Genomic DNA, 23,123 nt, shown 5'->3' on the forward strand with positions numbered 1-23,123 from the left:
TCCAGCCGCGCGGTGCGCGACCGGAGGCGTTGAGGCCCTGCACCTTCTCGCCATCCCAGATGATGGCGAAGGCGTCGCTGCCGATGCCGCAGCCTGTGGGTTCCACCACGGTGAGCACCATGGCGGCGGCCACCGCGGCGTCCACCGCGTTGCCGCCGCGGCGCAGCATTTCCACCCCGGCCTGGGCGGCCAGCGGCTGCGAACAGGCCACCAGGTTGCGGCCCATGACCGGCGAGCGGGCCGAGGAATAGGGGTTGTGATAGTCCAGATCGGGCATGGCGAAGGGTCTCATTGGTGACGAGGATCAAGGGCGTCGCGCAGGCCGTCGCCCAGCAGGTTGAAGCCGAGGACGGTGAGGTAGATGCAGACGCCCGGGGCAATGGACATCCAGGGCGCCTGCTCCATGAAGTTCTTGGCGGTGTTGAGCATGGAACCCCAGGAGGGCATCGGCGGTTGCTGGCCGAGGCCGAGAAACGACAGGCTGGCCTCGGCGAGGATGGCGGCGGCGATGGTCAGGGTGGCCTGGACCACCAGCGGCGAGAGGATGTTGGGCAGGACGTAGCGCCAGAGAATCCAGCGATCCGGCAGGCCGATGGCGCGCGCCCCTTCGAGGTAGTCCTCGTGGCGGATGGCGAGCACCTGGCCACGGGTCAGCCGGGCGAACACCGGCATGGCGGACAGCCCGATGGCGATCATGGCATTGCCCAGGCTCGGGCCGAGAAAGGCGCCCAGGGCGATGGCCAGGACCAGGAAGGGACAGGACAGCAGCGCCTCCACCAGGCGCGAGATCAGGGCGTCCAGCCAGCCGCCGAAGTAGCCGGCCACCAGGCCCAGGGGGACGCCCACCAGCAGGGCGATGGCCACCGAGACCACCCCGGCCAGCAGGGAGCTGCGCGCGCCCCACAGCAGGCGCGAGAGCAGGTCGCGCCCGAGTTCGTCGGTGCCCAGCCAGTTCAGCGCCGAGGGCGCCTTGCGTACCGCCAGGAAGCTGGTCTTGAGCGGGTCGAAGGGGGCCAGCCAGGGCGCCAGCAGGGCGGCCAGGGCGAAGGTCAGGATCAGGACGGCGCCGAGCAGCGCACCGCGATTGGCGCTGAACTTGCGCCAGAAGGGCGAGCGCGCGGGCCTCAGGGTGGCCGGGCGGGGCAGGGTCAGGGCATTCATGCGGCTTGCCTCAGGCGCGGATTGATCAGGCGGTAGAGCAGGTCGGCCAACAGGTTGAGCAGCACGAAGCCCACCGCCACGCAGAGCACCACCCCCTGGACCACCGCGTAGTCGCGGTTGAACACGGCGTCGACGATCATCTTGCCGAAGCCGGGGATGCTGAAGACCTGCTCGGTGAGCACCGCGCCGCCGAGCAGTTCGCCGAACAGCAGGGTGGTGAGGGTGACGATGGGCATCAGCGCATTGCGCAGGGCATGGCGCAGGATCACCACCCGCTCGCGCAGGCCCTTGGCCCGGGCGGTGCGCACGTAGTCGGCGCGCAGCACCTCCAGCATGGCTGCCCGGGTATGGCGCATCAGGGTGCCGGAGAGGCCGGCGCCCAGCACGAAGGCCGGCAGGACCAGGGTGCGCAGGTTGCGCAGCGGGTCTTCGTGGAAGGGCACGAAGCCGGAGGCGGGCAGCCACTGCAGTTTCACCGCGAACAGCAGGATCAGCAGGATGCCGAGCCAGAAGTGCGGGATGGAGATGCCGGACAGGGCCACCAGGTTGGCGCCGTAGTCGACCGCCGTGCCACGGCGCACCGCGGCGAGGATGCCGGTGGGGATACCGATGAGCAGGGCGATGACGATGGCCAGCAGCGACAGCTCCAGGGTCACCGGCAGCTTTTCGGCGATCAGCGCCGTCACCGGCTGGTCGGTGCGCAGCGAGATGCCCAGGTCACCCTGCAGCACCCCGCCCATCCAGTGCAGGTACTGCACCGGCACGGGGTCGTTCAGCCGGTATTTCTCGCGCAGGAATTCCAGCACCTGGGGATCGCGCTCCTCGCCGGCCATGGCCAGCACCGGATCGCCCGGCAGCAATTGCTGCAGGGTGAAGACGAACAGCGACACCAGCAGCAGGGTCGGCAGGGCACTCAGCAGGCCACGCAGGAAGAGGCGCAGCATGGCTATTGCCCGCGGGTGACGCCGGCCAGGCGAATCAGGCCGTCGGGGTTGGGGATGAAGCCCTTGAGGTCGGCGCGGGTGGCGATGATGCGCGGATCGAAATAGAGATAGAACACCGGCAGCTCCTCGCGCAGCAGGGTCAGGGCCTGGGCATAGAGCGCCTGGCGCTGCGTCTGGTCATTGGTGGTGCGGGCCTGGTCGAGCAGCTGATCCAGCGCCGCGTTGCAGTAGTGGCCGTCGTTCTGATTGCCCTTGCAGGTGACGAATTGATGCACGTTGCCATCCGGATCGGGGCGGCCGGACCAGGCGCTCAGGCCGAGCTGGAAGTTGCCGGCATGCTGTTCCGCCAGCAGGGTGGCGTATTCGGTGGCGACCAGGTTGACCTCGAAGCCGGCCTCGGCGGCCATGGCCTGGATCAGCTGGCCCACCTGCTGGGCGATGGGGTTGTTGGCGATCTTGAGTTCGACCTTGACCGGCAGGGCGACTCCGGCCGCCTTGAGCAGCGCCTGGCTGCGCGCCACGTCGCGGGCCGGCACGGCGAAGGCCTTGTCGTAGTAGGGGCTGCTCTGCGGGAAGGGCTGCACACTGGGCGCATAGAGCCCCTCGAACACCACCTGGTTGAGCGCCTCGCGATCCAGCGCCAGGTCGAAGGCCTGACGCACGCGCTTGTCCCCGGCGAAGGGATTCTTCGCCCGGTCGCCGTTAGCCATGTTCACCATGAGCTGCATGTAGCCCAGGCCCGGGGTGTTGTAGAGGGTGAAGCCGGCCTGGCCCTGCAGTCCCTTGACGTCGGTGGGCGCGACCCGCTCGACGATGTCCAGGTCGCCCGAGCGCAGGTTGGCCAGGCGTACCGAGGTGTCCGGGATGGGCAGGAAGATCAGGCGGTCGAAGTGATAGGCGCTGGCGTTCCAGTACTGCGGGAAGCGCTCCAGCACGATGCGGTCCTGCTGCACCCGCTGCACGAAACGATAGGGGCCGGAGCAGACCGGCTTGCTGCCCACGTCGCCCGCGGACGCCTTGGGCGCGAGCATCATGCCGGCGCGGTCGGAGAGCTGGGCGAGCAGGGTGGCGTCGGGTTGCTTGAGGTGGATGCGCACGGTCTGGGGATCGACCACCTCCACGGTATCCACCGAGGCCAGTTCGCTCTTGCGCAGCGAGTCGGGCAGGGTGCGGGCGCGGTCCAGGTTGAATTTCACCGCGGCGGCATCGAAGGCCTCGCCGTCATGGAAGGTCACGCCCGGGCGCAATTGCAGCGTCAGGCTGCGGTTGTCGTCACCCCATTGCCAGGCGGTCGCCAACTGGGGCACCAGCTCCAGCTGTGGCGAGACATCCACCAGCTTGTCGCACAGGGCGGTGTAGACCAGTCGCCCGGAATAGGTCCGCGAGCGATGCGGATCGAGCACGTCGGGATCGTCCTGGATGCCGATGCGCAGGGTGGTCTCGGCCAGGGCGGAGCCGCCGGCCAGGAGCAGAAGGGTGGCGGTGAGCCAGGCAGAGGCTTTCATGGGGTGGACTCCAGAAGGGACTGATGACGGTTGAACAGGGCCAGGCGGCGCGTGAAGGCCGCGCTGGTGGCGATCAGCGGCGGCGGTGAGGCGCCGGCCCCGGCGATCTCGCGCCAGAAATGACAGGCCACCTGGCCTTCCCCGGCGGCGGGCTGCAGCACGGGCTTGGCCTCGCGGCACAGTGGCCGGGCGTGGGGACAGCGGGTGTGGAAGCGGCAGCCGCTGGGCGGCGCCGTGGGACTGGGCAGGTCGCCGCCGAGCAGGGTGCGTGGTCGCCGCGCGCGTGGATGGCTGACCGGCACCGCGGCCAGCAACGCCTGGGTATAGGGATGCAGGGACGTCTCGAACAGCGTCTCCACCGGCGCCAGCTCGACGATCTCGCCCAGGTACATCACCGCCACCCGGTCGCTCATGTGGCGGATCACTCCCAGGCCATGGGCGACGATGATCAGGGTCAGGCCGAAGCGCGCCTTGAGGTCTTCCAGGAGGTTCACCACCTGCGCCTGTACCGAGACGTCCAGTGCCGAGACCGGTTCGTCGCCGAGCAGCAGGCGGGGTTCGGCGGCCAGGGCACGGGCGATGCCGATGCGCTGGCGCTGGCCGCCGGAGAATTCATGGGGATAGCGCCCGGCCAGTTCCGGCGCCAGGCCCACGGTGCGCAGCAGCTCGGCCACGCGCTCGGCGCGCTGACCGCGATCCAGCGGCTTGTGCAGCCACACGGGCTCGCCGACGATGTCGGCCACGCTCATGCGCGGATTCAGCGAGGCGAAGGGGTCCTGGAAGATGATCTGCAATTCCTGGCGAACCTGGCGCAGCGCCGCCGGGCCGAGGTTGCCAAGGTTGCGACCTTCGTAGATGACGTCGCCGGCGGTGGGGGCGAGCAGGTTGAGCAGCAGGCGGCCGAGGGTCGACTTGCCCGAACCGGATTCGCCCACCAGGGCCAGGGTCTCGCCGCGGCGCACGGCGAAGGAGACGTCGCTGACCGCCTGTACCGGGGGGCGCGGGCGTTGCAGGAAACCGGCCTGGCCGCCGAAGTGCTTGGTCAGGCCGATGGCTTCAAGAATGGGGCGTTCGACCGCTTTCATGCACTGGTCTCCAGGTGCTGTTCCAGGGGCGCGCGGAGGCAGGCCACCTGCTGGCCCGGAGCGAACTCAACCAGTGGCGGCGGGGCCAGGCGACAGGCGTCGAGGACGAAGGGGCAGCGGCTGGCGAAGCGGCAGCCGACCGGCATCTCGGCGGGCGTCGGCACCCGGCCGGCGATGGTCGCCAGCCGACCCGTGCGCGGCCCCAGCGAGGGCATGGAGCCCATCAGGCCGAGGGTGTAGGGGTGCTGCGGATCGTCGAACAGCTGGGCGACCGGGCCCGACTCCACCACCCGGCCGGCGTACATCACCGCCATCTCGTCGGCGACCTCGGCCACCACGCCGAGGTCATGGGTGATGAGGACCATGGCGCTGCCGGTCTCGGCCTGCAGACTGGCGATGAGTTCGAGGATCTGTGCCTGGATGGTCACGTCCAGCGCCGTGGTGGGTTCGTCGGCGATGATCAGCGCCGGGTCATTGGCCAGCGCCATGGCGATCATCACCCGCTGGCGCATGCCGCCGGAGAGTTCGTGGGGGTAGGCCGCCAGCCGCTGGGTCGCCGCCGGCACCCGCACCTTCTCCAGCATCTCCAGGGCGCGCTGGCGGGCGGCCTGGGCGCCGCCGCCGCGATGGCGCAGCACCGTCTCCATCAACTGCTCACCGACGGTGAAGGCCGGATTCAGCGAGGTCATCGGCTCCTGGAACACCATGGCCAGGCGATCGCCACGCAGATCGCGGCGGCGCGCCTCGGGCATGCCCAGCAGGTCCTCGCCCATGAAGCTGGCCTGGCGGGCCTGGACCTGGGCGCTGGGCGGCAGCAGCCCCATCAGGGCCATGGAGGTCACGCTCTTGCCACAACCGGATTCGCCCACCAGGGCCAGGGTACGGCCCGGCTGCACGGTAAAGCTCAGGCCTTCCACCACCGCCGCCGGGGCGCCGGCGAAGCGTACGCTGAGGTCATCCACCACCAGTACCGGGGCGCTCATAGGGCCTGCTCCAGGGTCTGCTGCAGCACGCTGTCCAGAGCCGTTTGCAGGGCGCGCAGATGGGCGCGCATCACCGCCGCGGCGCGGACCGGATCGCGCGCATCGAGGGCCTCCACCAGGGCCTGGTGGTCATCGTGATAGGCCAGCAGGCGCTGGGCGTTGCGGGCGCGGTGGCGCAGGTCGCGCCAGATCGGGTCGAGGCGGATGGCATCGAGCATCTCGAACAGGTCCAGCAACAGGCGATTGCCGGCGGCCTCGGCGATGCTGCGGTGGAAGGCGCTGTCCCACAACTCGATGGCGTCGGCGTCCTCGCTGCTGCCCAGCCGCTCGAAGGCGGTGCGCTCGGCCATGCGCCGGATCAGGGCGCGCTGTTCGCCACTGGCACGCTGGGCGGCCAGGGCGGCGAGATTCGGCTCCAGGTGCAGGCGCGCCTCCATCACCTCGCTGAAGTTGGTGCGCGCGGAGAGCTGGGTGAGGGTGAGGGCCGCGCTCGGCGGCGTGGGGCCCACGTAGGTGCCCTTGCCCTGGCGGCGCCAGACCTGGCCCTCGGCTTCGAGCACCGCCAGGGCGCGGCGGATGGAGCGGCGGCTGACCCCGAATTCGCCGGCCAGCTCGCGCTCCGGTGGCAATGGCTTGTCGGGTACGCTGCTCTGCTGGGCGACCAGGTTGCGCAAGGCATCCAGGGCCAGGCGGGCGCTGTCATCGGTATGGATCTGCATCGAACCTTTGCCTCTTAGGTCTGGGCTGTCTCCCGAGGCGAAGCGTGCTACCAGTGCCATCGCCGGGGAGTTCCGGATACCCGAGGCGGGTGCAAGGCCGATGCCATTTGAAATTGGTTCGGGGGTTCTTTCGGCGCGAGGCTCTGGGGCAATGCCTCGATTCCGCTCGCGGACCGGACCCGTGGCATTGGTTCACGCTTGGGCGAACCTTTGCCCGCCTGGTCAAAAGGCGTTGCGCCAGGATGGAGCCGGGTTGCACCGCGGCGGCGCGTTGGGCCTCACTCAGCGCCTGCCGCCGATACACCGCCGGCTACAGGGAAAAGTGGGCGGGAAGAGCGTGGACGTCAGCGCCCAAAGCTGGCCCAGGGGCGGTCGCCAGGCAATACGGAGGGACTGAGTGTCTCGCCACTGCGCTTGGCTGGCCGAATGCCGAGGTGATTGACTCGGCATTCGACGGGGTGCGCTTCCACGCCTGGCCCGACACCACCCGCTGGGACCTTGCAGCTCGCCTTCCCGGATGGCGGCCGACTGCTGAAGCCCCGGGGCCCAGGGCGTCAGCCGATGGGCAGCTCACCGGTCACGATGGCGGTGACGATGAACAGGCCGAACATCGGTAGCGACCACTTGAAGAATTCCTTCTGGTACTCGCCAAAGGTCATTTCCGTACGATTCATCAGCAGGAACAGCCAGGCGACCGTCGGACTCGCATAACGCAGGGCCTGCCCCATGAAGGAGGCTACGCCGATCTCGGTGGGGGTGATGCCGAACTGATAGGCGATGGGCGCCACCACCGGCAGGATGCCGAAGTAGTAGGCGTCAACCGGCAGCGCATAGCAGGCGATGGCACCGAGGAAGGCGAAGGCCAGCGCCGTGTGGCTGCCCATGGATTCGGGAATCAGCCCGGCGATGCTGGTGGCAACGGCAGCGGCCATGCCGCTGCCGTTGAAGATGCCGAGGAAACAGCCCGCCGCCAGGATGATGGACGCGACGGCGATGGCGTCACCGCCATTGGCCGTGATGCGCTCGCGCTGTTCGGTGGCACTGTAGTTCACCGCCAGGGCGATGGCGGTCCCCAGCATGAAGACGATGGCGCCGCTGGCCCAGCCGGCCAGCAGCGTGACCAGCATGCTCACGGTCAGCGCCAGGTTGAACAGGAAGAGGCGGGGGCGCTTGAATTCCCGGTCGTTCTCCTGGATGACGGTGACCATCTCCTCGATCTGCTGCGGCGTGACGATGGCGCGTTCGCCGGGGATGTAGCCGAGCCGCGCGCGTTCATTGCGCCCCATTAGATAGGACATGCAGAACACATAGACGAAGGACACGCCCAGGATCGGCAGGATCGCCACGAAGAGGGTGTTCACCTCCACGTTCAGCACCGCGGCGGCGCGTGCCAGCGGGCCGCCCCAGGGCAGGCAGTTGCCCAGGCCGCAGGGCAGGATGATGAGCATGGCCAAGTTCGACAGCTTCAGCCCCATCTGCTTGTAGAGCGGCAGGAAGGCGCTGGTGATGATCAGGATGGTGGTGGTGCCATCGCCGTCCAGGGTCACCACCGAAGAGGTGAAGGCCGTCACCAGGATGATCTTGAGCGGATCGCCATTGGCCTTGCGGATGAGATAGGTGCACAGCGGATCGAACAGCCCCACGTTCATCATCAGGCTGAAGTAGAGGATGGCGAAGAGGATCATCACGGTGGGGTTGACCGTGCCCAGCGCCACCTTGCCGCTCTGGCTGGTGGAATAGAACAGGCCTTCGCGAATCCAGGTGACCAGGGATTCGAAGGGGACGCCGTTGGCGATGCAGGCCAGGGCACCGGCGGCCAGGGAGACCACAATCAGGCCGGTGAAGGGTGACAGCTTCTGCCGGATGACCAGGAACAGAAAGGCGATGATCAGCGCATAGCCGAGAAAGGTCAGCATTCGGAGCAACTCCCAGTCTTATTGTTATCGGGACGCGAAAGGAGGGGAACGGGAGGAGCCCTGGTGATGGGCTCCCACGGCGACGGTCAGCGCTTTTCCAGGAGCTCGGTCACCCAGTCTGGCGCCAGCGGCGGCAGGGGCTCACCCTGGGCACGACAGCGGGCATAGTCGGCGATGACCGTGCGGCGCTGCGCCTCGTAGGCGTCCTTCCGCTCCGCGGCCTCGAGCACCTCCAGCAGGCGGGCGCGGGGCACCACCGTGATGCCGTCGTAGTCGCCGAAGACCAGATCACCCGGCGCGACCTCGACGCCCGCGCACTGGACCGGCACATTGATCCGACCAGGGCCGTGCTTGGCCGGGCTGCGCTGCATGAAACCCTTGGCGTAGATCGGGATATCCAGCTCCGCCAGCGGACGCCGGTCGCGCACGCAGCCGTCGACCACCAGACCGGCGAGGCCGACGGCCTGGGCGGCCCCCGCCATCAGGTCACCGAGGTAGGCACGCTCCCGGTTTGCCTTGCCGGCCACCACCAGCACGTAGCCCGGTTGCCCCTGGTAGATGGCCACATGTATGGGAAAGTTGTCGCCATCCTCGGTATCCACGGTGCAGGCAGTGCCCAGCAGGAGCTTGTCCGGGTCCAGTGGCAGCAACTCGGCGTCCATGCAGCCGCTGCGGGGAATGCCCAGGCTCTGCATGCCATCGCACAGCTGCGCCGGGCTGAGGGCGCAGAAGCGCTCGAGCAGCGCGGCGGGAATGAGTTCGGGTAGCGGCAGGTACTGATCGGTGTTCATCGCGACGACTCCTGTTGGGCGCGGGTGAAATGGGCGATGGCGGTGCGGTAGTCCAGCTCGCTGCCACCGGGGCCGAGTTCGGCGTTCCAGTCCTGCTGCGCCAGCTTCAGCAGTTGATCGCGGGTCGCGATGGACATGCTGGCCTCAACGCCCACCGCCTGCAGGGTCGCCACGACGTCGTCCAGTTCGGCGGCGCGGCGCTTGGCGTGGATGAGGGTGCGGGCGGTGAAGGTGTCGGCCAGTTGCGTCACCGTCTTGCCATCAAGGGACTCGCCGAGGGAGGCGACCAGGGTGTCCAGCACCCCGAAGCGCTCGGCCGCCTGAAAGGATTCGAGGAATAGCTGCGGCAGCCCCTTCATCACCACGCTCTTGAGCATCTTGATGGCCGAGGCGGCACCGGGCTCGGCGTCCAGTACGGTGAGGCGCATGCCGTAAGGGGTGAGGGCGGCGGCGAAGGCCGGCGCCGCGCTGCCGGCCAGCAGTATCGGGACGCGGTGATGGTTGCCCGGCACGGTGCCCATTACCGCGCAATCGCAAAAGCCCACACCGGCGGCCCGTGGCAGGCGCTCGATGCGCTGCTTGACCGCCGGCGCCGCGGAATTCAGGTCCAGGTAGTCCTGGCCGGCGGTCAGCAGCGGCAGGATACGCTCAGCCAGGGCCAGGGCGCTGCTCGCGCTGGTGAGGCAGAGTACGAAGCGTGCTGCCTGGCAGGCCTGCTCGGGGCTGTCGAACAGTTCCACCCCGGCCTGGGCAGCGCGCTGCCGGATCAGCGGACCTGCCTTGGCATCGTCGCGAAAGGCGTCATAGGCGCCCAGTTGCAATCCGTCCGTGGAGCCCAGGCCGAGGGCCAGGTGATAGGCGGCCTCGCCGAAGCCTATGAAGACCATTTTCATTGCCAGCTACCTTCTTGATGTTGTTTGCCGGTAGCGGCGCAAGGCCTGTGCCAGATCGCTCAGAGGTGTCGGGTCGAACTGAAAAAATTCATTCTGATCAATTGGATAGGTTGGTCAGGAGGCTTCCGCCGCTGGCTGCCGCGAAGCGAAAGTCATGGCGCAAGCATGCAAAAGCTTTCAAGCTGGTGAAAGGCCTGAAACAAGAAGAACGTCAATGAATGCCGAGCCAAACCCGTCCGTATCCGCCGGTCTGTCCGGCCGGATCGCCGTCATCGCACCCTCGCGCACCCTTACCCGCGCCATGGAAGCGCTGCTCGCCCGGCGCGGTTTGGTGCTGCCCGTGGTGGAAGCCGTACAGGGCGACGCCCTGCGTATCGCCCAGCACCTGCTGGACCAGGGCGCGGTGGTCCTGATCAGCCGTGGCAAAACGGCCCACCGCCTGCGGGAGCACTTCCGGGTGCCGGTGGTAGAGCTCAGGCACACCTTCTTCGATTGCATCAATGCCTATCGCCAGGCGTTGCGCATCTCGCCCCGCATCGCCTTTCTCGCCACCTCGGACGGCTACGCGCGGATTCTCGCCAAATCCCACGCCTTCATGCCCGATGCCCACATCTGCGTGATAGACCCGCTCGCCAGCAGCCGCGAGATCGACGCCCGGCTGGACGAACTGCAGGCCCAGGGCATCGAGGTGACCATCGGCGGGCTGTCCTTCGCCGATGCCGTCACCACCCGCTTCGGATCGAGGACGAACGCCGCGGGCAGCGCCAGGAACTGCAGCGTCGCTACGAGATGATCCAGGCGATCCTCGATTGCGTGTCCGAAGGCATCTTCAGCGTCGACGGCGCGGGCCGGGTGACCCGCCTGAACCAGGTCGCGCAGTCCTACATGGGCGATCTCGCCTGTGGCGATCCCATCCTCGACCTGCCCATCGGGCGCTACTTCGAGCCGGCCCTGCAGCAGGGCAAGGCGGTTCGCGGCGCCTTGCTGGACGTCGGCCGCCATTCCCTGACGCTGAGCATCGCCCCCATCGAGCTGGATGGCGAGGTGATCGGCGCGGTCGCCACCCTGCAGAAGCAGACGGACATCAGGACTCTCGAGCGCAAGATGCGGCGAGCGCTCGCCGGCCAGCACCTGGCGCGGCGCACCTTCGCCGACATCGTCGGCAGCAGTCCCGCCCCGCAGCGGGCGAAGCGGCTGGCCCAGGCCTACGCCGGCGCCGACAGCACCCTGATCATCGAAGGCGAGACCGGTACCGGCAAGGAACTCTTCGCCCAGAGCATCCACAATGCCTCGGCGCGCCGTCAGGGCCCCTTCGTGGCCATTAATTGCGCTGCCTTCGCCCCCGGGGTGCTGGAAAGCGAGCTGTTCGGCTACGTCCGTGGCGCCTTCACCGGGGCGTCCAGCGAGGGCCGCATCGGCGTCTTCGAGCTGGCCCATACCGGTACGCTGTTCCTCGACGAGATCAGCGAAACCTCCGCGGATATCCAGCTCAAACTGCTGCGTACCCTGCAGGAGCGCCAGGTCGTTCGCATCGGTGACGACAAGGTCACGCCGGTGGACATCCGCATCATCACGGCCAGCAACAAGCCCTTGCTGAAGCAGGTCGCCAAGGGGCTGTTCCGCGAAGATTGCTACTACCGGCTCTGCGTCCTGCGCCTGACGCTGCCCCCGCTGCGCGAGCGCCGTGGCGATCTGCCCGAATTGCTGGAGCGGCTCCTGGCCGATCCCTCCGCCGCGACCCGGGCGCTCACCCGGACCCTGCTGACTCGACTCGCCGACTATGCGTGGCCAGGCAACGTGCGCCAGCTTGCCAATCTGGTCGAGCGCCTGGGCGTCTTGCTGGGCTGCGACCTACCCGCCGACGAGTTACTCGACGAACGCTCGGTGACCTGCCCCAGCCCGAGACGTCACCGCCGGTAGCGCGCGCAACGGCGCTACCCGATGAACGCGCGATCTTGCATGCGGCCCTCAGCGCCGTGGGCGGCAATCGCAAGCAGGCCGCGGCCCGGCTTGGCATCAGCACGGCGACCCTCTGGCGGCGGATGCGCCGCTATCTGGATGAGGATCCCGCCTGCTTCGATGGCAGTCGCTATGGCGAACGCTGAGGGGACTAGGACGCTGTGCCGGCGATGTATCCGAGCCCGCTGAGGTTGGGGGTCGCATTACCATTCTCGGCGGCGAGCAGTGTTCAGGTAGCGAGCAGGGATGGTCATGGCTGCCGCGAGCAAAGGATGCGGGTACTGCGGATCCTGATGTCCTGCTGGCACGCGACTGTTTTCATGCAGCTGCGCTTCAACGTTCAGAGGGGCAGTGATCAGGTCACGCCATACCTTCGACTGGGCAGTCATTCCTTTTGGGCATTGAGATGGCTTTCCACCGCGCGGAACGTCAGCAACAGCAGACCGGCTATGCCGAGCGTGAGGGTTGCGCCTATGGCGCTGGCCAGCAAGCCCGCGAGCAGGCCACCCACTGCCTCGAAGCCGAAGCGCATGGCGATGTACAGGGCGATCACGCGGCCGCGCAGCGCGACCGGGGCATCGCCCTGCAACAGCATGTTGGTGCTGACGTTGTTGGCGGTGATGCCAAAGCCCAGCAGGGCCAGCAACAACAGCGCGAAGGGAAGCGGCAGCTTGAACGCCAGCAGGCAAAGCGCCAGAGCGCAGCACAACTCGGCGATGAAGATCACGCGCCGCAGGCGGTGCAAGGCGCCGACGAGAGCGAGCATGATCGTGGCCACGAAGGCGCCGGCGCCGGCGGCCCCCCATAGCCAACCCAGCATCCGGGCATCGCCGAGGTAGAGCGTCTTGGCCAGCACTGGCAGCAAGACGCTGTAGTTGGAGGCGAGCAGGTTGACGGCGATCACCCCCAGCATCAGGCGCCGGACCGAGAAGGTACTCCAGACGTAGCCCAAGCCTTCACGAAACATCTGACTGGTCGAACCGCTGGCTCTGGTGGTCGCGCTGCCCTGAACCTTGGTCAGGCCCAGCAGCAAGGTGGCGAAGGCAATCGCCGTGATCAGGAAGCAGAGTGCTTCGCTACTGGCGGCGATCAGGGCGCCGGCCAACGGAGGGCCGATGAAACGCGCCGCGTTGATCAGCATGGCATTGAGCGCGAGGGCGTTGGGCAAATCGCCGGGATCGGCCACGAAGCTACCGATGAGTGCCTGTCGGAGCGGCGTTTCCAGGGCATTCAGCAAGCCGAGGAGCAGCGCCATGGCAATCAGAATCGGCGCGTCGATCCAGCCCTGCCAGCTCAAGAGCGCGAGCAACAGCGATTGGCTGGCCAGCAGCGACTGCGCAGCGATCAGGAGACGGCGTTTGTCGTGGCGGTCGATCCAGGCGCCGGCGATCGGACCTACCAGCAATTGCGGGGCGAGCGTGAGAAAGGTGATCACGCCCAGCAGGGTGGCGGATGCGGTGACGTGATAGGCCATCCACGACAGCGCGACCTGTTGCACCCATTTGCCCAGGGTCGATACGCCCTGGCAGGCAAAGTAGATCTGGAAGTCACGATGGGCGAGCGCCCGTACCGCGGTGGGCCAACGGGAGGGCTGTGCAGGTTTCGCCAAGAAGGCTGTCTCCAGATTGACTCGGCAGGCAGCGGCCGGTCCGGCAGGTCAAGTGCGGCACCGCGATAACCAGCACGGCGATGCTTAGGACAGGAGCGGCTACCCCCTGGCGCTCATCCCATCCACGGCTGGCAGCGCGCAGAACCCGTCAGCAGGCCGGCCGTTTTAGTGTGCGGGGTAACAACCAGCTATGCGCTGGGTTTTTAGAATGTCATTTCGTTTTGTGGTTTGCAATGGCTAGCCTGGCAGTCCGAGCAGAAGGCTGGCAGATGTTGGCCTGACGTTGGCGAGACGAAGGTCTCCTCGTCCGGCCCTGGCGGCCGGCACGGCGCCGCTGTCGAGCATGAGGTGGCAAGCCGAGCCGGCCGGAAGTGAGACCGAGGGCCTTCAGTCCTGGCGTGGCGTCGATGCCGGGGAGGGCGCATCCTTTTCCGGTAACGCGCCGTGGCGCAGCAGATGCACGACCTCGTCTTGCGTCTGGTTGACCGCCCCGAGGCGTTCGATCAGTTCGGCCGCGCGACTGCCGCGCAGGCCGGCGGTGGTGAGCTGGCCGGCATGGACGTAGGTGTATACCCCGGACACGGCGAAGGCCCTGATACAGGCGATGTGCCGCGCCTGTTCTGGCAGGCTGCTGCGGAAGGCCTCGCTGGCGAAGAAGCGCCGGCGTTCCAGTGGCGAGGCGAAGACGATCTCCACCATCGACAGCGCTGCGCGGATGGCATCGGCCCGGTGCGCCACCTCTGGCGATGGCGGATGTTGACCGTCGTTGACGAAGGGCACGCAAGGGTGCACGCGCACCTTCAGGACGGCCGCTTGTGCGCCCAGCCACGGGCCTAGCTGGCGCAGCAGATAAGTGTTCAGGTCCGCGAGGCTGTCGCGGGGATGCAGGTGCAGCTGGAGGCGATCCAGCGAGTCGGGGCCGTTATGGAGCTCGTCCGCCAGGGTGTTCTTGAGCGCGTGCGAGCCGTTGGGCAGGTCATAGGCAAGCGTCTCGGCGAACATGTTCTGTTCGTCACTGAACAGCACGGGGCTGGCTGCCTGGAAGGTACGTTGCCGCTCTTCGTCAGCGAAGCCGATCTCGACCATCCCATCCAGTTCGTAGTAGGGAATCTCCCGGATGCCCTCGGCCAGCGGCCACAGATGGGCGTCCTGCTCTCGGTCGAAATGGTACTGCACATAGTGGTCGACGCCCGGCAGGCGGGCACACAAGGGACCGTGTACGTCACGCCAATAATGGGCGAACAGGTCCTGGGGCACGCGTTCGCGGCGCTTGACCGTGGTGTAGCTGTTGAGGGTGATCATGGGGGCGCATTCCTGGAGGCGAGGCTAGGAAAGTGGACCCCTGATGTTGGCGATAAGCTCCGGACCTTCGCGAGCGAGATCCCTGGTCATGGTGCGTGGCCGCCCTTGCACAGGCAGGTCGCCAAGGTCCGGGGCGGTCTGCTCGGCAGGGGCTGCCCATTCTTCATGGCAGCAGTCCTGCGGCCTGGTAGCTGCTGATCGCCTGGTCGAACAGGGCCAGATCCGCGCGGCTTCGCGCCAGCAGCTGGGCGCCGGCGATGGCGGCATAGATAGCCTGGGCGCGAACCCGGGCGTCTGCGGCGGGACAGATCCCGGCCTCGGCTACGGTCCGCGCCAGCCAGTCGATATTGATCTCAGCGAATTGCTGTACCTCCTGCATCACCGGGGCGGGCAGGTCGTCGTACTCAGCGCCCATGAAGCTGCTCAGGCAGATGCGGTTGTCGCTTTCCAGGGAGCTGCGAAAGGTCAGAGGGTACTGGCGAAGGCGCTCCTGCGGGTCTGCAAAGGTCACTGTCAATTCTTCGAGGCAGGCTTCCGAATTCTCCCAATAGCGCCTGGCTACCGCCGCGGCGAGTTCGGTCTTGCCGGCGAAATGGTGATAGAGACTGGCCGCCTTCACCCCGACCTGCTCCGCCAGCGTGCGCATGTTCAGGCCGCTGTAGCCATGGGCCTGGGCGATCTTGGTCGCGATCTCCAGGATCCTTTCGCTCGAGTTACTACCCGCCTGAGCCCTCATCGATATCTCCAGAAAACCGTGTTGACAGGAGGAACTATACCACCTAGCTTAATGACTACCTAACGTTAGTTAGGCAAATCAAAGACGATATCGACGAGGTGAACCATGAGTGACGAACTGATTTTCCAGGACGCGACAGCCCTTGCAGCCCTGATCCGTAGCAAGGAGGTTTCCCCGGTGGAGGTGGTTCGAGCCCACCTTGACCGCATCGAAGCCGTGGACGGTGGGGTAAATGCCATCGTGACGGTAGCCGCTGGCGCCCTCGACGCCGCCAGGACTGCCGAGGCAGCGGTGCTGGCGGGAGAAGCGCTCGGGCCGCTGCACGGAGTACCCTTCACCGCCAAGGACTCCATCGACACGGCCGGCGTCATGACGCAGCGAGGCTCACCGATCTTCCGCGGTCGCACGCCTGAGCAGGATGCCACCAGTGTGGCGCGCCTGAAGCAGGCGGGCGCGATCCTGCTGGCAAAGACCAACCTCCCGGAATTCTCCTACTGGATCGAGAGCGACAACCTGCTCAGCGGCCGCTCCAACAATCCCTGGGATCTGCAGCGGACGCCGGGTGGCTCCAGTGGTGGCGAGTCGGCCGCCATCGCCGCGGGCATGTCGCCCCTGGGACTGGGCACCGATCTTGCCATCTCGGTCAGAGGACCCGCGGCCCAGACCGGAATCACGTCCATGAAGGCGACCCATGGGCGGGTGCCCATGACCGGTATCTGGCCCCGCGCGCCACGGCGCTTCTGGCACGTCGGGCCCATGGCCCGCTCGGTCCGGGACATCGCCCTGGCGTTCTCGCAGCTGGCGGGTCCGGATGGGCAGGATGCCTTTTCCACCCTCGCGGCTCGCGATGTCGGCAAGCTCTCCGAAAGACTGACGCGTCCCCTGCGGGTGGGCTGGATGGTCGGCCCCGGCTTCGGGCCGGTCGATCCCCAGGTGGCGGCGACGGTCAAGGCTGCCGCCCAGGCGCTGGCCGGCCTGGGTATCTCGGTCGAGCCGGTAGGCATTCCGGCGCTGGAAAAGGATTTTGCCCTGGATGTCTTCAACCGCCTGCACGTCATGGAAATGAAGCCGGCCTTCGCTCAGGCCACGGCGGGGCCAGGATGAACTCTACAAGATGGCCAAGACGATGCTATCGCTACCCGATACCTCGATGAGCGACTTCATCGAGGCCGAACAGGCTGCCGAGCGAATTCGCGATGGCTACGCCGAATACTTCGCCCGGTACGACGCCCTGATCACCCAGGTGCTGCCAATCCCCGCGCACCCGCACGGTGTCGAGACCTTCGTCATCGACGGTCAGACGGTCGACGCGACCTATCTCCAGGGCGCTACCGTACCGCTGAACGTCGCGGGCCTCCCCGGTCTGTCGATGCGCTTCGGCACCAGCAGTGAAGGCTTGCCGATCAATGTCCAGGTGGTCGGAGCCTGGCACGACGAAGCCACCATCCTGCAGTTGGCAGCGCTGCTGGAGAGCGTCAGCACGGTCAAGGACCTGCATCCCTCGTTAGATCGGTAGAGGGGCGGCGGGCTGTGCGTCAGCCGAGGGACGAAGGGGCTGCACGTTTTCGTCAGCAAGCCTCCAGACGCCAGCGAGCACCTGTCAGGTATGGATTCCTTGCAGGTGCGCGCGCTGCGGGCCGCGGGATGCTTCTCGTCGGAGGACAGGCGTTTCCGCTGCTGGGCCGGCAGGGCAGGGGAGAAGGCAGCTCTCAAACGTCGTTCAAGCCTGCGTTCAGCGCCAAACCGCTCAGGCTGCACCCTCGATGGCGCCGTCACCCTGGAGCCTGTCGCGTCATCAGAGGAGTCTTTCAGACCGGCGCCATGCGCCGCCGTCGACCCACCACCGCACCTTACGGCTTGCCGGGGAGCAGGGCGCAAGGTGCGAGGTCGAGCCGATCCAGTTGGCATTCGCGCGGCTCGTGATGTGGCGGGAACGCCGCCGAGGTCTGGCGACGTTCAGTCAGCGTTGGCGCTACGACGCCTGACGCCCGGGTAGATCAGAAGCGAAAGGCCTGGCGCCCGATCAACAGCCAATGGCCTTTCTGTTTCTGCCAGATCTGAAAGTTCTCGATCTCGGTCGGCACCACCTTGCCACTGTTTACGGCCTGAGCTGAAAAGTGGTTGCGTACCAGGGCGACGTCCCCGGATAGGGTGATCTTCTGGTTGAGCATCTTCAGCTCGTTGAATGCGCTTTTGCCTGTCTCGATGTCGGTGATGAACGCCTGCTTGTCCTGGATGTTGCCGCTCGAATGTCCATAGGTCAGGTTGTCCGCGGTCAGCGCCTTGAGCTGGGCAATATTCTTGTGCCACATGGCCTGGGTCAGCTGGTCGACGGCGGAGGCGACGTCCCGTTCATCACTGGTTGCCGCTGCGACATAGCCACTGAACAGGCAGAGGAAACCTACCGCTAGTTTCAACTTTTTCATGCTCGGATCCTTTTGTTGTAGTTGTCGGAAATGTCAGGTGGCGAGAGCCACAGATGATGCGGTCTTGTCTGTCATCGTATGACTATACGATTGTGCCTGGCTGGAGGGCGCAAGACCAGCCCTGGGCGGCTACCCGGAAAGTGCCCGTCTGAAGGCCGGTTTCCCGGTAGTAGGGACATCGGTCATGACGCTGCTCGACGAGCAACCCTGAACGGAGGCCTATTGCCCTTTACAGCCGGTGGCGCCGAGTCGAGAGGTCGGTACTGCCGACGGGATGGCCATCCGGCCGCGTTCACCTCAGCGCGGGGACGGGTGGCTGGTCCTCCGACGTCCAGACGCCAATGCGCCCGGTACTCGTGGCTGATCGCTACCGACTCAGCTCATAGGCGCACATGTTCACCGTGGCCGCCAGATTCATGGACTCGATGGCGCCCGCGCCAGCGATGGTGAAGGGCTGGGCGTTCAGGGCCGCGAGGTGCTCACGGGGAACGCCACGGGCTTCGTTGCCGAACAGGTAGCAGTCGAAGGCAGCGAAAGCAGCGGACTGCACCGGCGTACCCTGCATGTCCAGGCAGGCGAGGCGGGGGAAGCGCTGCTGCAGGCCGTCGAGGTCGACGTCGAGTTCCAGCGGGATGTGGAAGATGGCGCCCATGCTGGCGCGGACCACCTTGGGATTGTAGGGGTCGACGCTGCCCGGGCTGAGCAGGCAGCGAAAACCTCCGAACCAGGCCAGGGTGCGCAGGATGGTGCCCAGATTGCCCGGGTCCTGGATCTCGTGCAGATAGACGGCGCGCTCGCCCTCGACCGCTGCTGCCACGGGCTCCCGGGGCATTGGCACCACCGCAAGGATGCCCTGCGGGGTCTTGGTATCGGCAAGCTGCGCCATCTGCCGCTCGCTGATCGGGTGCGTCCGGAACGGACTCTGCCAGTGCTCGTAGGCGCTCGTCACATAGAGTTCGGCGCGCTCCAGCTGGGAATTCCCCAGTGCAGCCTTTTGCAGTTCCAGCGCCAGGTGCTCGCCCTCCACCAGGAAGTGACCGAATTCGGCGCGGTACTTCTTCTGGTGGAGCTTCCTGATGTCGTCGAGCTTCATCAGCCAGCGGCCCGAACCAGCGGGGCGGCCTGCGCGTCGCCTTCCGCGAGCATCGCCTTGGCCAGGGCTTCGGCGACCTTGATGCCGTCCACGCCGGCAGACAGGATGCCGCCTGCGTAGCCAGCGCCTTCCCCGGCCGGATACAGGCCGCGCAGATTCAGACTCTGCAGGCTGTCGTTGTCGCGGGTGATGCGCACCGGCGAGGAGGTGCGGGTCTCGATCCCGGTCAGGATGGCGTCATGGCGGTCGAAGCCGCGGATCTGCCTGCCGAAGGCGGGCAGGGCTTCGCGAATGGCCTCGATGGCGTAGGCAGGCAGCGACGGCGCCAGATCGCCCAGGCGCACGCCGGGCTTGTAGGAGGGCTCGACTTCACCGAAGGCGGTGGAGGGCACGCCGCGAATGAAGTCGCCAACCAGTTGGCCAGGCGCCGAATAGTCGCTGCCGCCCAGTTCGTGGGCGCGCGATTCCAGGCGCTCCTGCAGCTCGACGCCGCCCAGCGGATCACCGGGGAAGTCCTGCTCGGGATTGATGCCCACCACGATGCCGGAATTGGCATTGCGTTCGTTGCGCGAGTACTGGCTCATGCCATTGGTGACCACGCGGCCCGGCTCGGAGGTGGCGGCGACCACGGTGCCGCCCGGACACATGCAGAAGCTGTAGACCGCGCGGCCGTTCTTGGCGTGATGCACCAGCTTGTAGTCGGCGGCACCCAGTTCCGGGTGACCGGCGTACTTGCCCAGACGGGCCTGGTCGATCATGCCCTGGGGGTGTTCGATGCGGAAGCCGACGGCGAAGGGCTTGGCTTCGATGTACACGCCCTGGCGGTGCAGCATGCGGAAGGTGTCGCGGGAGCTGTGGCCCAGGGCGAGCACCACGTGGCGGCTGTGCAGGGTCTCGCCATTGGCCAGCACCACACCTTCGAGCTGACCGTCGTCGATCAGCAGATCGGTCACCTTGGTTTCGAAGCGGACTTCGCCGCCGAGGGCGATGATCTCCTCGCGCATGGCCGCCACCACGCCGGTCAGGCGGAAGGTGCCGATGTGCGGCTTGCTGACGTAGAGGATCTCCTCCGGCGCGCCGGCGCGGACGAATTCGTGCATCACCTTGCGGGCGTAGAACTTCGGATCCTTGATCTGGCTGTAGAGCTTGCCGTCGGAAAACAGGCCCGCTCCGCCTTCGCCGAATTGCACGTTGGATTCGGGACTCAGCACCTTCTTGCGCCACAGCGCCCAGGTGTCCTTGGTGCGGCTGCGCACCTCCTTGCCGCGCTCCAGCACGATGGGCTTGAAGCCCATCTGGGCGAGCAGCAGGGCGGCGAACAGGCCACAGGGACCGAAGCCCACCACCAGCGGGCGCTCGGTCAGATTCGCCGGGGCCTGGCCGACCGGGTAGTAGCCGGTGTCCGGCGCCGGGCGCACGTGCAGGTCATTGGCCAGGCGCGCCAGCACCGCCGCCTCGTCGCGCACCTCCAGGTCGATGATGTAGATGAACAGGATGACGCTGTTCTTCTTGCGCGCATCGTAGCTGCGCTTGAACACGGTGAAATCGAGCAGGTCGGCATCGCTCAGCTTCAGGCGCTGGAGGATGGCCTGGCGCAATTCGGCGGGGGTGTGGTCAAGCGGCAGCTGCAGTTCGTTGAGGCGAATCATGGCAATAATCCTGGCCGGTGACTCCGGCAAAGGAAGGGACGAGGAGGGGTGGGGCGGCGATTGTACCCGGCGGTCCCGGCGCTGTCAGGCCGGGACGATGGGCGCTCCTCTGGGCGGTCTGACGGTCGCTCGGGCGATCGCTGATTCGTCCAGCCGCGTTATCGGCTTATAATCGCCGCCACTTTGCGGCCGGCCAGACCTGGCGAACGGCCGCTTCTCACCTGCTTTCCCGTGGTAGTTCCAACATGAAAAGATCCAAAAGCAGCCGGCGCTGGCTGGATGAACACGTCAACGACCCCTACGTCAAACGCGCTCAGAAAGACGGCCTGCGCTCGCGCTCCAGCTACAAGCTGATCGAGCTCAACGAAAAGGACAAGCTGATCCGGCCCGGCATGCTGGTCATGGACCTGGGCTCCGCGCCCGGCGGCTGGTCGCAGGTGGCCGGCGGCATCGTCGGCGAGAAGGGCCGGGTGGTGGCCACCGACATCCTGCCGATGGGCGCCCTCGACAACGTCGACTTCGTCCAGGGTGACTTCACCGACGATGCCGTCTTCCAGAAGATCCTCGGCATGCTCGAAGGGCGCCAGCCCGACCTGATCGTCTCCGACATCGCGCCCAACATCAGTGGGGTCGCGGCGGCTGACCAGGCGGCGGCCATGTACCTGGTGGAGCTGACCCTCGACATGGTGCGCCAGGTACTCAAGCCCGGCGGCAATTACGTGGTCAAGGTGTTCCAAGGCGAAGGCTCCGATGTCTTCCTGAAAGACGTGCGCACCTCCTTCGAGAAGGTGTCGATCCGCAAGCCCGAAGCCTCGCGCCCCCGCTCGCGCGAAGTCTATCTGGTGGGCAAGGGTTTCAAGGGTTGAGTCAGCCTGGCTCAGGCGGTCAACCAGGACTCGATCCGGTCGGGTCAGGTGCGGCCGATACGGTCTTCAGCGCTCCTGCCGCCGGCCAATCCCGCACTGCTCATACCGGTAGCGCAAAAGGCAGGCGGTGGTGCTAGCGGATTTGCACATTTCAGACTGCGGTGCATGAGCATCTCTACGGCTTGGATCCTCTGATTTGATTGCACGACTCTGCCGAGATGAGCAAAGTTAAAGAGGCGGAAAGATCGACGAACTCTGCCCCAAGGCGAAGCGAGACGTCACTGTGCGCCAGGTTAGGACGCCCGGAGCGCATTGAGACGGACGGTCGGAACGATGGCTTTCAGGGGCTATCAGACTTCCATTGAGGGTTGCTCTTGCAGAGATAACCACTATGGATCGTGTCGTCGCACAGATCTCCCAGTCACTCAGCTGGGATTATCTCATCGCACTGGAAAGCAGCCTCAACGCCCGTGGCGTTATGAACACCAAGATCCAGGCCGAGCTAGATAATCATGCGCTCAATCTAGCGCGTCGCTACTTACTGAAAAAGGGCCGGCTTGGGGCGGGTCCCTTCTCGGCCGCGGAGGAAGAAATTCTCGATGCCCTTGCCGAAGCCGTAAAGACGTTGCGACGCTCGGGGCGCCTACCGCATAACATCATCAAGAGCCTATGCGCAGGCGGGCTAATCGCCGCAGTGCAGCGCAGCGTCGCCCATTCCGGTCTGCTTCGGTGTCGCACCGATTTTGAGTCAGATACGATAATGCGGGGTATTTTCGAAGCTATCGTGAATCGCCATCCGACAGCATTCAGTGCCGAAACCGTGAAACTGGCGGGTCGGCACCTGGGCTTAGCCCGTGCGTCGCCAGCCGCGGTTGGCTAATTTGTCGCATGGCCCTGGAACAGGATGTACCCAGGTGCCCTGTTGTTGGGTGGCAAACCGCGAGTTAGGCGGTTTGTCCTATGATGGTGATCGGCATGGGCAAGCTCAGGCTTGGCAGTTCGTCGGCGACGATGACGCTATGACGCCGGCGAGCCTCTACCTCGATATCGTCAGACCGACGTCGGCGTAGGCGTTGGATCTTTCGACTTATAGTCAATCCTGATGTGGGCACTATCAACCGGTTCCCCTTCTTCAGGAAGACTGCGCAAGCCGCTGCCGCCAAAGGAGTCGAGCATGAATACTCACGCCCAAGCTCGCGCGGAGTCGCGCCGTCGCATCGATGCATCCAAGGCTCAGGTGGACGCCGCCCTCGCCAAATCCATGCGACTTCGTAAGCAACATAAGAACCCGTTCTGGATCCTCTTACCGGTGATCGGTGGCATTGCCCTGACTGGTCTAATGGCATGCTTGGCCCAGTTGCTGATGTGAGCGATACCGTCACTCCGGAAATGGGGCATTGCGGACAGTCAATCTACTGGGGTACTGCAACCCTCTATCTCCCATCGGTCGCTCAATGAGCGCCTGGCTCTTGCCAGGGCTTGCTGA

Annotated in this window: 24 protein-coding genes; 8 read left to right on the plus strand and 16 right to left on the minus strand. The window is 66.3% G+C overall.

Annotated features, from left to right (window positions below; genetic code table 11):
* The 10 genes from GSQ95_RS14610 to GSQ95_RS14655 all read right to left on the minus strand — a co-directional run.
* On the minus strand, positions 1 to 277 hold a 277-nt coding region (locus tag GSQ95_RS14610), incomplete at its 3' end, for a gamma-glutamyltransferase (protein WP_178123840.1).
* 11 nt (positions 278 to 288) lie between these two features.
* The gene (locus tag GSQ95_RS14615; RefSeq protein ID WP_158890469.1) at positions 289 to 1,161 is read right to left on the minus strand and encodes an ABC transporter permease; all 873 of its coding nucleotides are present in this window, start codon (positions 1,159 to 1,161) and stop codon (positions 289 to 291) included.
* Positions 1,158 to 2,105 (minus strand): ABC transporter permease, encoded by a 948-nt coding sequence (locus GSQ95_RS14620; protein WP_158890471.1) that lies wholly within the window; start codon positions 2,103 to 2,105, stop codon positions 1,158 to 1,160. Before GSQ95_RS14620 ends, GSQ95_RS14615 begins: the two co-directional genes overlap by 4 nt.
* A gap of 2 nt (positions 2,106 to 2,107) precedes the next feature.
* The gene (locus GSQ95_RS14625) at positions 2,108 to 3,610 is read right to left on the minus strand and encodes an ABC transporter substrate-binding protein (RefSeq protein ID WP_158890473.1); all 1,503 of its coding nucleotides are present in this window, start codon (positions 3,608 to 3,610) and stop codon (positions 2,108 to 2,110) included.
* Positions 3,607 to 4,695 (minus strand): ABC transporter ATP-binding protein, encoded by a 1,089-nt coding sequence (locus GSQ95_RS14630; protein ID WP_158890475.1) that lies wholly within the window; start codon positions 4,693 to 4,695, stop codon positions 3,607 to 3,609. The genes GSQ95_RS14625 and GSQ95_RS14630 overlap by 4 nt, the downstream gene beginning before the upstream one ends.
* Positions 4,692 to 5,678 carry an ABC transporter ATP-binding protein gene (locus GSQ95_RS14635; RefSeq protein ID WP_158890477.1) on the minus strand — a complete coding sequence of 329 codons (987 nt, stop codon included), beginning with the start codon at positions 5,676 to 5,678 and terminating at the stop codon, positions 4,692 to 4,694. Before GSQ95_RS14635 ends, GSQ95_RS14630 begins: the two co-directional genes overlap by 4 nt.
* On the minus strand, positions 5,675 to 6,397 hold the full coding sequence (locus GSQ95_RS14640; RefSeq protein WP_158890479.1) for a FadR/GntR family transcriptional regulator: 723 nt from the start codon (positions 6,395 to 6,397) through the stop codon (positions 5,675 to 5,677). Before GSQ95_RS14640 ends, GSQ95_RS14635 begins: the two co-directional genes overlap by 4 nt.
* A gap of 554 nt (positions 6,398 to 6,951) precedes the next feature.
* Positions 6,952 to 8,313: a CitMHS family transporter gene (locus tag GSQ95_RS14645; RefSeq protein WP_158890481.1), complete on the minus strand. Its 1,362-nt coding sequence runs from the start codon at positions 8,311 to 8,313 to the stop codon at positions 6,952 to 6,954.
* Positions 8,314 to 8,399: 86 nt separating this feature from the next.
* Positions 8,400 to 9,104, minus strand: a complete 705-nt coding sequence (locus GSQ95_RS14650) for an RraA family protein (protein WP_158890483.1) — start codon at positions 9,102 to 9,104, stop codon at positions 8,400 to 8,402.
* Positions 9,101 to 9,997, minus strand: a complete 897-nt coding sequence (locus GSQ95_RS14655; protein ID WP_158890485.1) for a DUF1932 domain-containing protein — start codon at positions 9,995 to 9,997, stop codon at positions 9,101 to 9,103. The genes GSQ95_RS14650 and GSQ95_RS14655 overlap by 4 nt, the downstream gene beginning before the upstream one ends.
* A 214-nt stretch (positions 9,998 to 10,211) precedes the next feature.
* On the opposite strand from GSQ95_RS14655, the gene GSQ95_RS14660 reads away from it, so the two are divergent.
* The 3 genes from GSQ95_RS14660 to GSQ95_RS14670 are packed head-to-tail and all read left to right on the plus strand — an operon-like array spanning position 10,212 to position 12,102.
* A complete protein-coding gene (locus tag GSQ95_RS14660) occupies positions 10,212 to 10,790 on the plus strand; it encodes a PrpR N-terminal domain-containing protein (protein WP_158890487.1) in 579 nt (192 codons plus the stop codon).
* The gene (locus GSQ95_RS14665; protein WP_158890489.1) at positions 10,787 to 11,917 is read left to right on the plus strand and encodes a sigma-54-dependent Fis family transcriptional regulator; all 1,131 of its coding nucleotides are present in this window, start codon (positions 10,787 to 10,789) and stop codon (positions 11,915 to 11,917) included. The genes GSQ95_RS14660 and GSQ95_RS14665 overlap by 4 nt, the downstream gene beginning before the upstream one ends.
* Before the next feature lie 35 nt (positions 11,918 to 11,952).
* The gene (locus GSQ95_RS14670) at positions 11,953 to 12,102 is read left to right on the plus strand and encodes a helix-turn-helix domain-containing protein (protein WP_158890491.1); all 150 of its coding nucleotides are present in this window, start codon (positions 11,953 to 11,955) and stop codon (positions 12,100 to 12,102) included.
* Between the two features lie 239 nt (positions 12,103 to 12,341).
* Here the strand turns inward: GSQ95_RS14670 and GSQ95_RS14675 are convergent, their stop codons facing one another.
* The 3 genes from GSQ95_RS14675 to GSQ95_RS14685 all read right to left on the minus strand — a co-directional run bounded on the left by GSQ95_RS14675 (position 12,342) and on the right by GSQ95_RS14685 (position 15,603).
* Positions 12,342 to 13,565 (minus strand): MFS transporter, encoded by a 1,224-nt coding sequence (locus tag GSQ95_RS14675; protein ID WP_158890494.1) that lies wholly within the window; start codon positions 13,563 to 13,565, stop codon positions 12,342 to 12,344.
* A 387-nt stretch (positions 13,566 to 13,952) separates the two neighbouring features.
* Positions 13,953 to 14,867 (minus strand): EthD domain-containing protein, encoded by a 915-nt coding sequence (locus tag GSQ95_RS14680; protein WP_158890495.1) that lies wholly within the window; start codon positions 14,865 to 14,867, stop codon positions 13,953 to 13,955.
* A 163-nt stretch (positions 14,868 to 15,030) separates the two neighbouring features.
* Positions 15,031 to 15,603 carry a TetR/AcrR family transcriptional regulator gene (locus GSQ95_RS14685; protein WP_158890497.1) on the minus strand — a complete coding sequence of 191 codons (573 nt, stop codon included), beginning with the start codon at positions 15,601 to 15,603 and terminating at the stop codon, positions 15,031 to 15,033.
* 105 nt (positions 15,604 to 15,708) lie between these two features.
* Between GSQ95_RS14685 and GSQ95_RS14690 the strand changes: the two genes are divergently transcribed.
* Positions 15,709 to 16,707 (plus strand): amidase, encoded by a 999-nt coding sequence (locus GSQ95_RS14690; RefSeq protein WP_218580208.1) that lies wholly within the window; start codon positions 15,709 to 15,711, stop codon positions 16,705 to 16,707.
* 10 nt (positions 16,708 to 16,717) lie between these two features.
* Positions 16,718 to 17,119, plus strand: a complete 402-nt coding sequence (locus GSQ95_RS26295) for an amidase family protein (RefSeq protein WP_218580209.1) — start codon at positions 16,718 to 16,720, stop codon at positions 17,117 to 17,119.
* A gap of 481 nt (positions 17,120 to 17,600) precedes the next feature.
* Here GSQ95_RS26295 and GSQ95_RS14695 read toward each other — a convergent pair whose 3' ends face one another.
* The 3 genes from GSQ95_RS14695 to GSQ95_RS14705 form a co-directional block, all read right to left on the minus strand.
* Positions 17,601 to 18,029, minus strand: coding sequence for a nuclear transport factor 2 family protein (locus GSQ95_RS14695; protein ID WP_158890499.1), 429 nt, complete (start codon positions 18,027 to 18,029; stop codon positions 17,601 to 17,603).
* Positions 18,030 to 18,396: 367 nt separating this feature from the next.
* Positions 18,397 to 19,122 (minus strand): RNA methyltransferase, encoded by a 726-nt coding sequence (locus tag GSQ95_RS14700; protein WP_158890501.1) that lies wholly within the window; start codon positions 19,120 to 19,122, stop codon positions 18,397 to 18,399.
* Positions 19,122 to 20,771, minus strand: a complete 1,650-nt coding sequence (locus GSQ95_RS14705) for an NAD(P)/FAD-dependent oxidoreductase (RefSeq protein WP_158890504.1) — start codon at positions 20,769 to 20,771, stop codon at positions 19,122 to 19,124. The genes GSQ95_RS14700 and GSQ95_RS14705 overlap by 1 nt, the downstream gene beginning before the upstream one ends.
* A 245-nt stretch (positions 20,772 to 21,016) precedes the next feature.
* On the opposite strand from GSQ95_RS14705, the gene rlmE reads away from it, so the two are divergent.
* The 3 genes from rlmE to GSQ95_RS14720 all read left to right on the plus strand — a co-directional run bounded on the left by rlmE (position 21,017) and on the right by GSQ95_RS14720 (position 23,006).
* The gene (rlmE, locus tag GSQ95_RS14710; protein ID WP_158890506.1) at positions 21,017 to 21,637 is read left to right on the plus strand and encodes a 23S rRNA (uridine(2552)-2'-O)-methyltransferase RlmE; all 621 of its coding nucleotides are present in this window, start codon (positions 21,017 to 21,019) and stop codon (positions 21,635 to 21,637) included.
* 391 nt (positions 21,638 to 22,028) lie between these two features.
* On the plus strand, positions 22,029 to 22,517 hold the full coding sequence (locus tag GSQ95_RS14715) for a hypothetical protein (RefSeq protein ID WP_158890508.1): 489 nt from the start codon (positions 22,029 to 22,031) through the stop codon (positions 22,515 to 22,517).
* A gap of 294 nt (positions 22,518 to 22,811) precedes the next feature.
* Positions 22,812 to 23,006, plus strand: coding sequence for a hypothetical protein (locus GSQ95_RS14720; RefSeq protein WP_158890510.1), 195 nt, complete (start codon positions 22,812 to 22,814; stop codon positions 23,004 to 23,006).
* Positions 23,007 to 23,123: the final 117 nt, after the last annotated feature.

It is taken from the genome of Pseudomonas sp. BAV 4579 (genome assembly GCF_009765395.1).
In the GTDB taxonomy this organism is placed as follows: Bacteria; Pseudomonadota; Gammaproteobacteria; order Pseudomonadales; family Pseudomonadaceae; genus Chryseomonas; species Chryseomonas aestiva.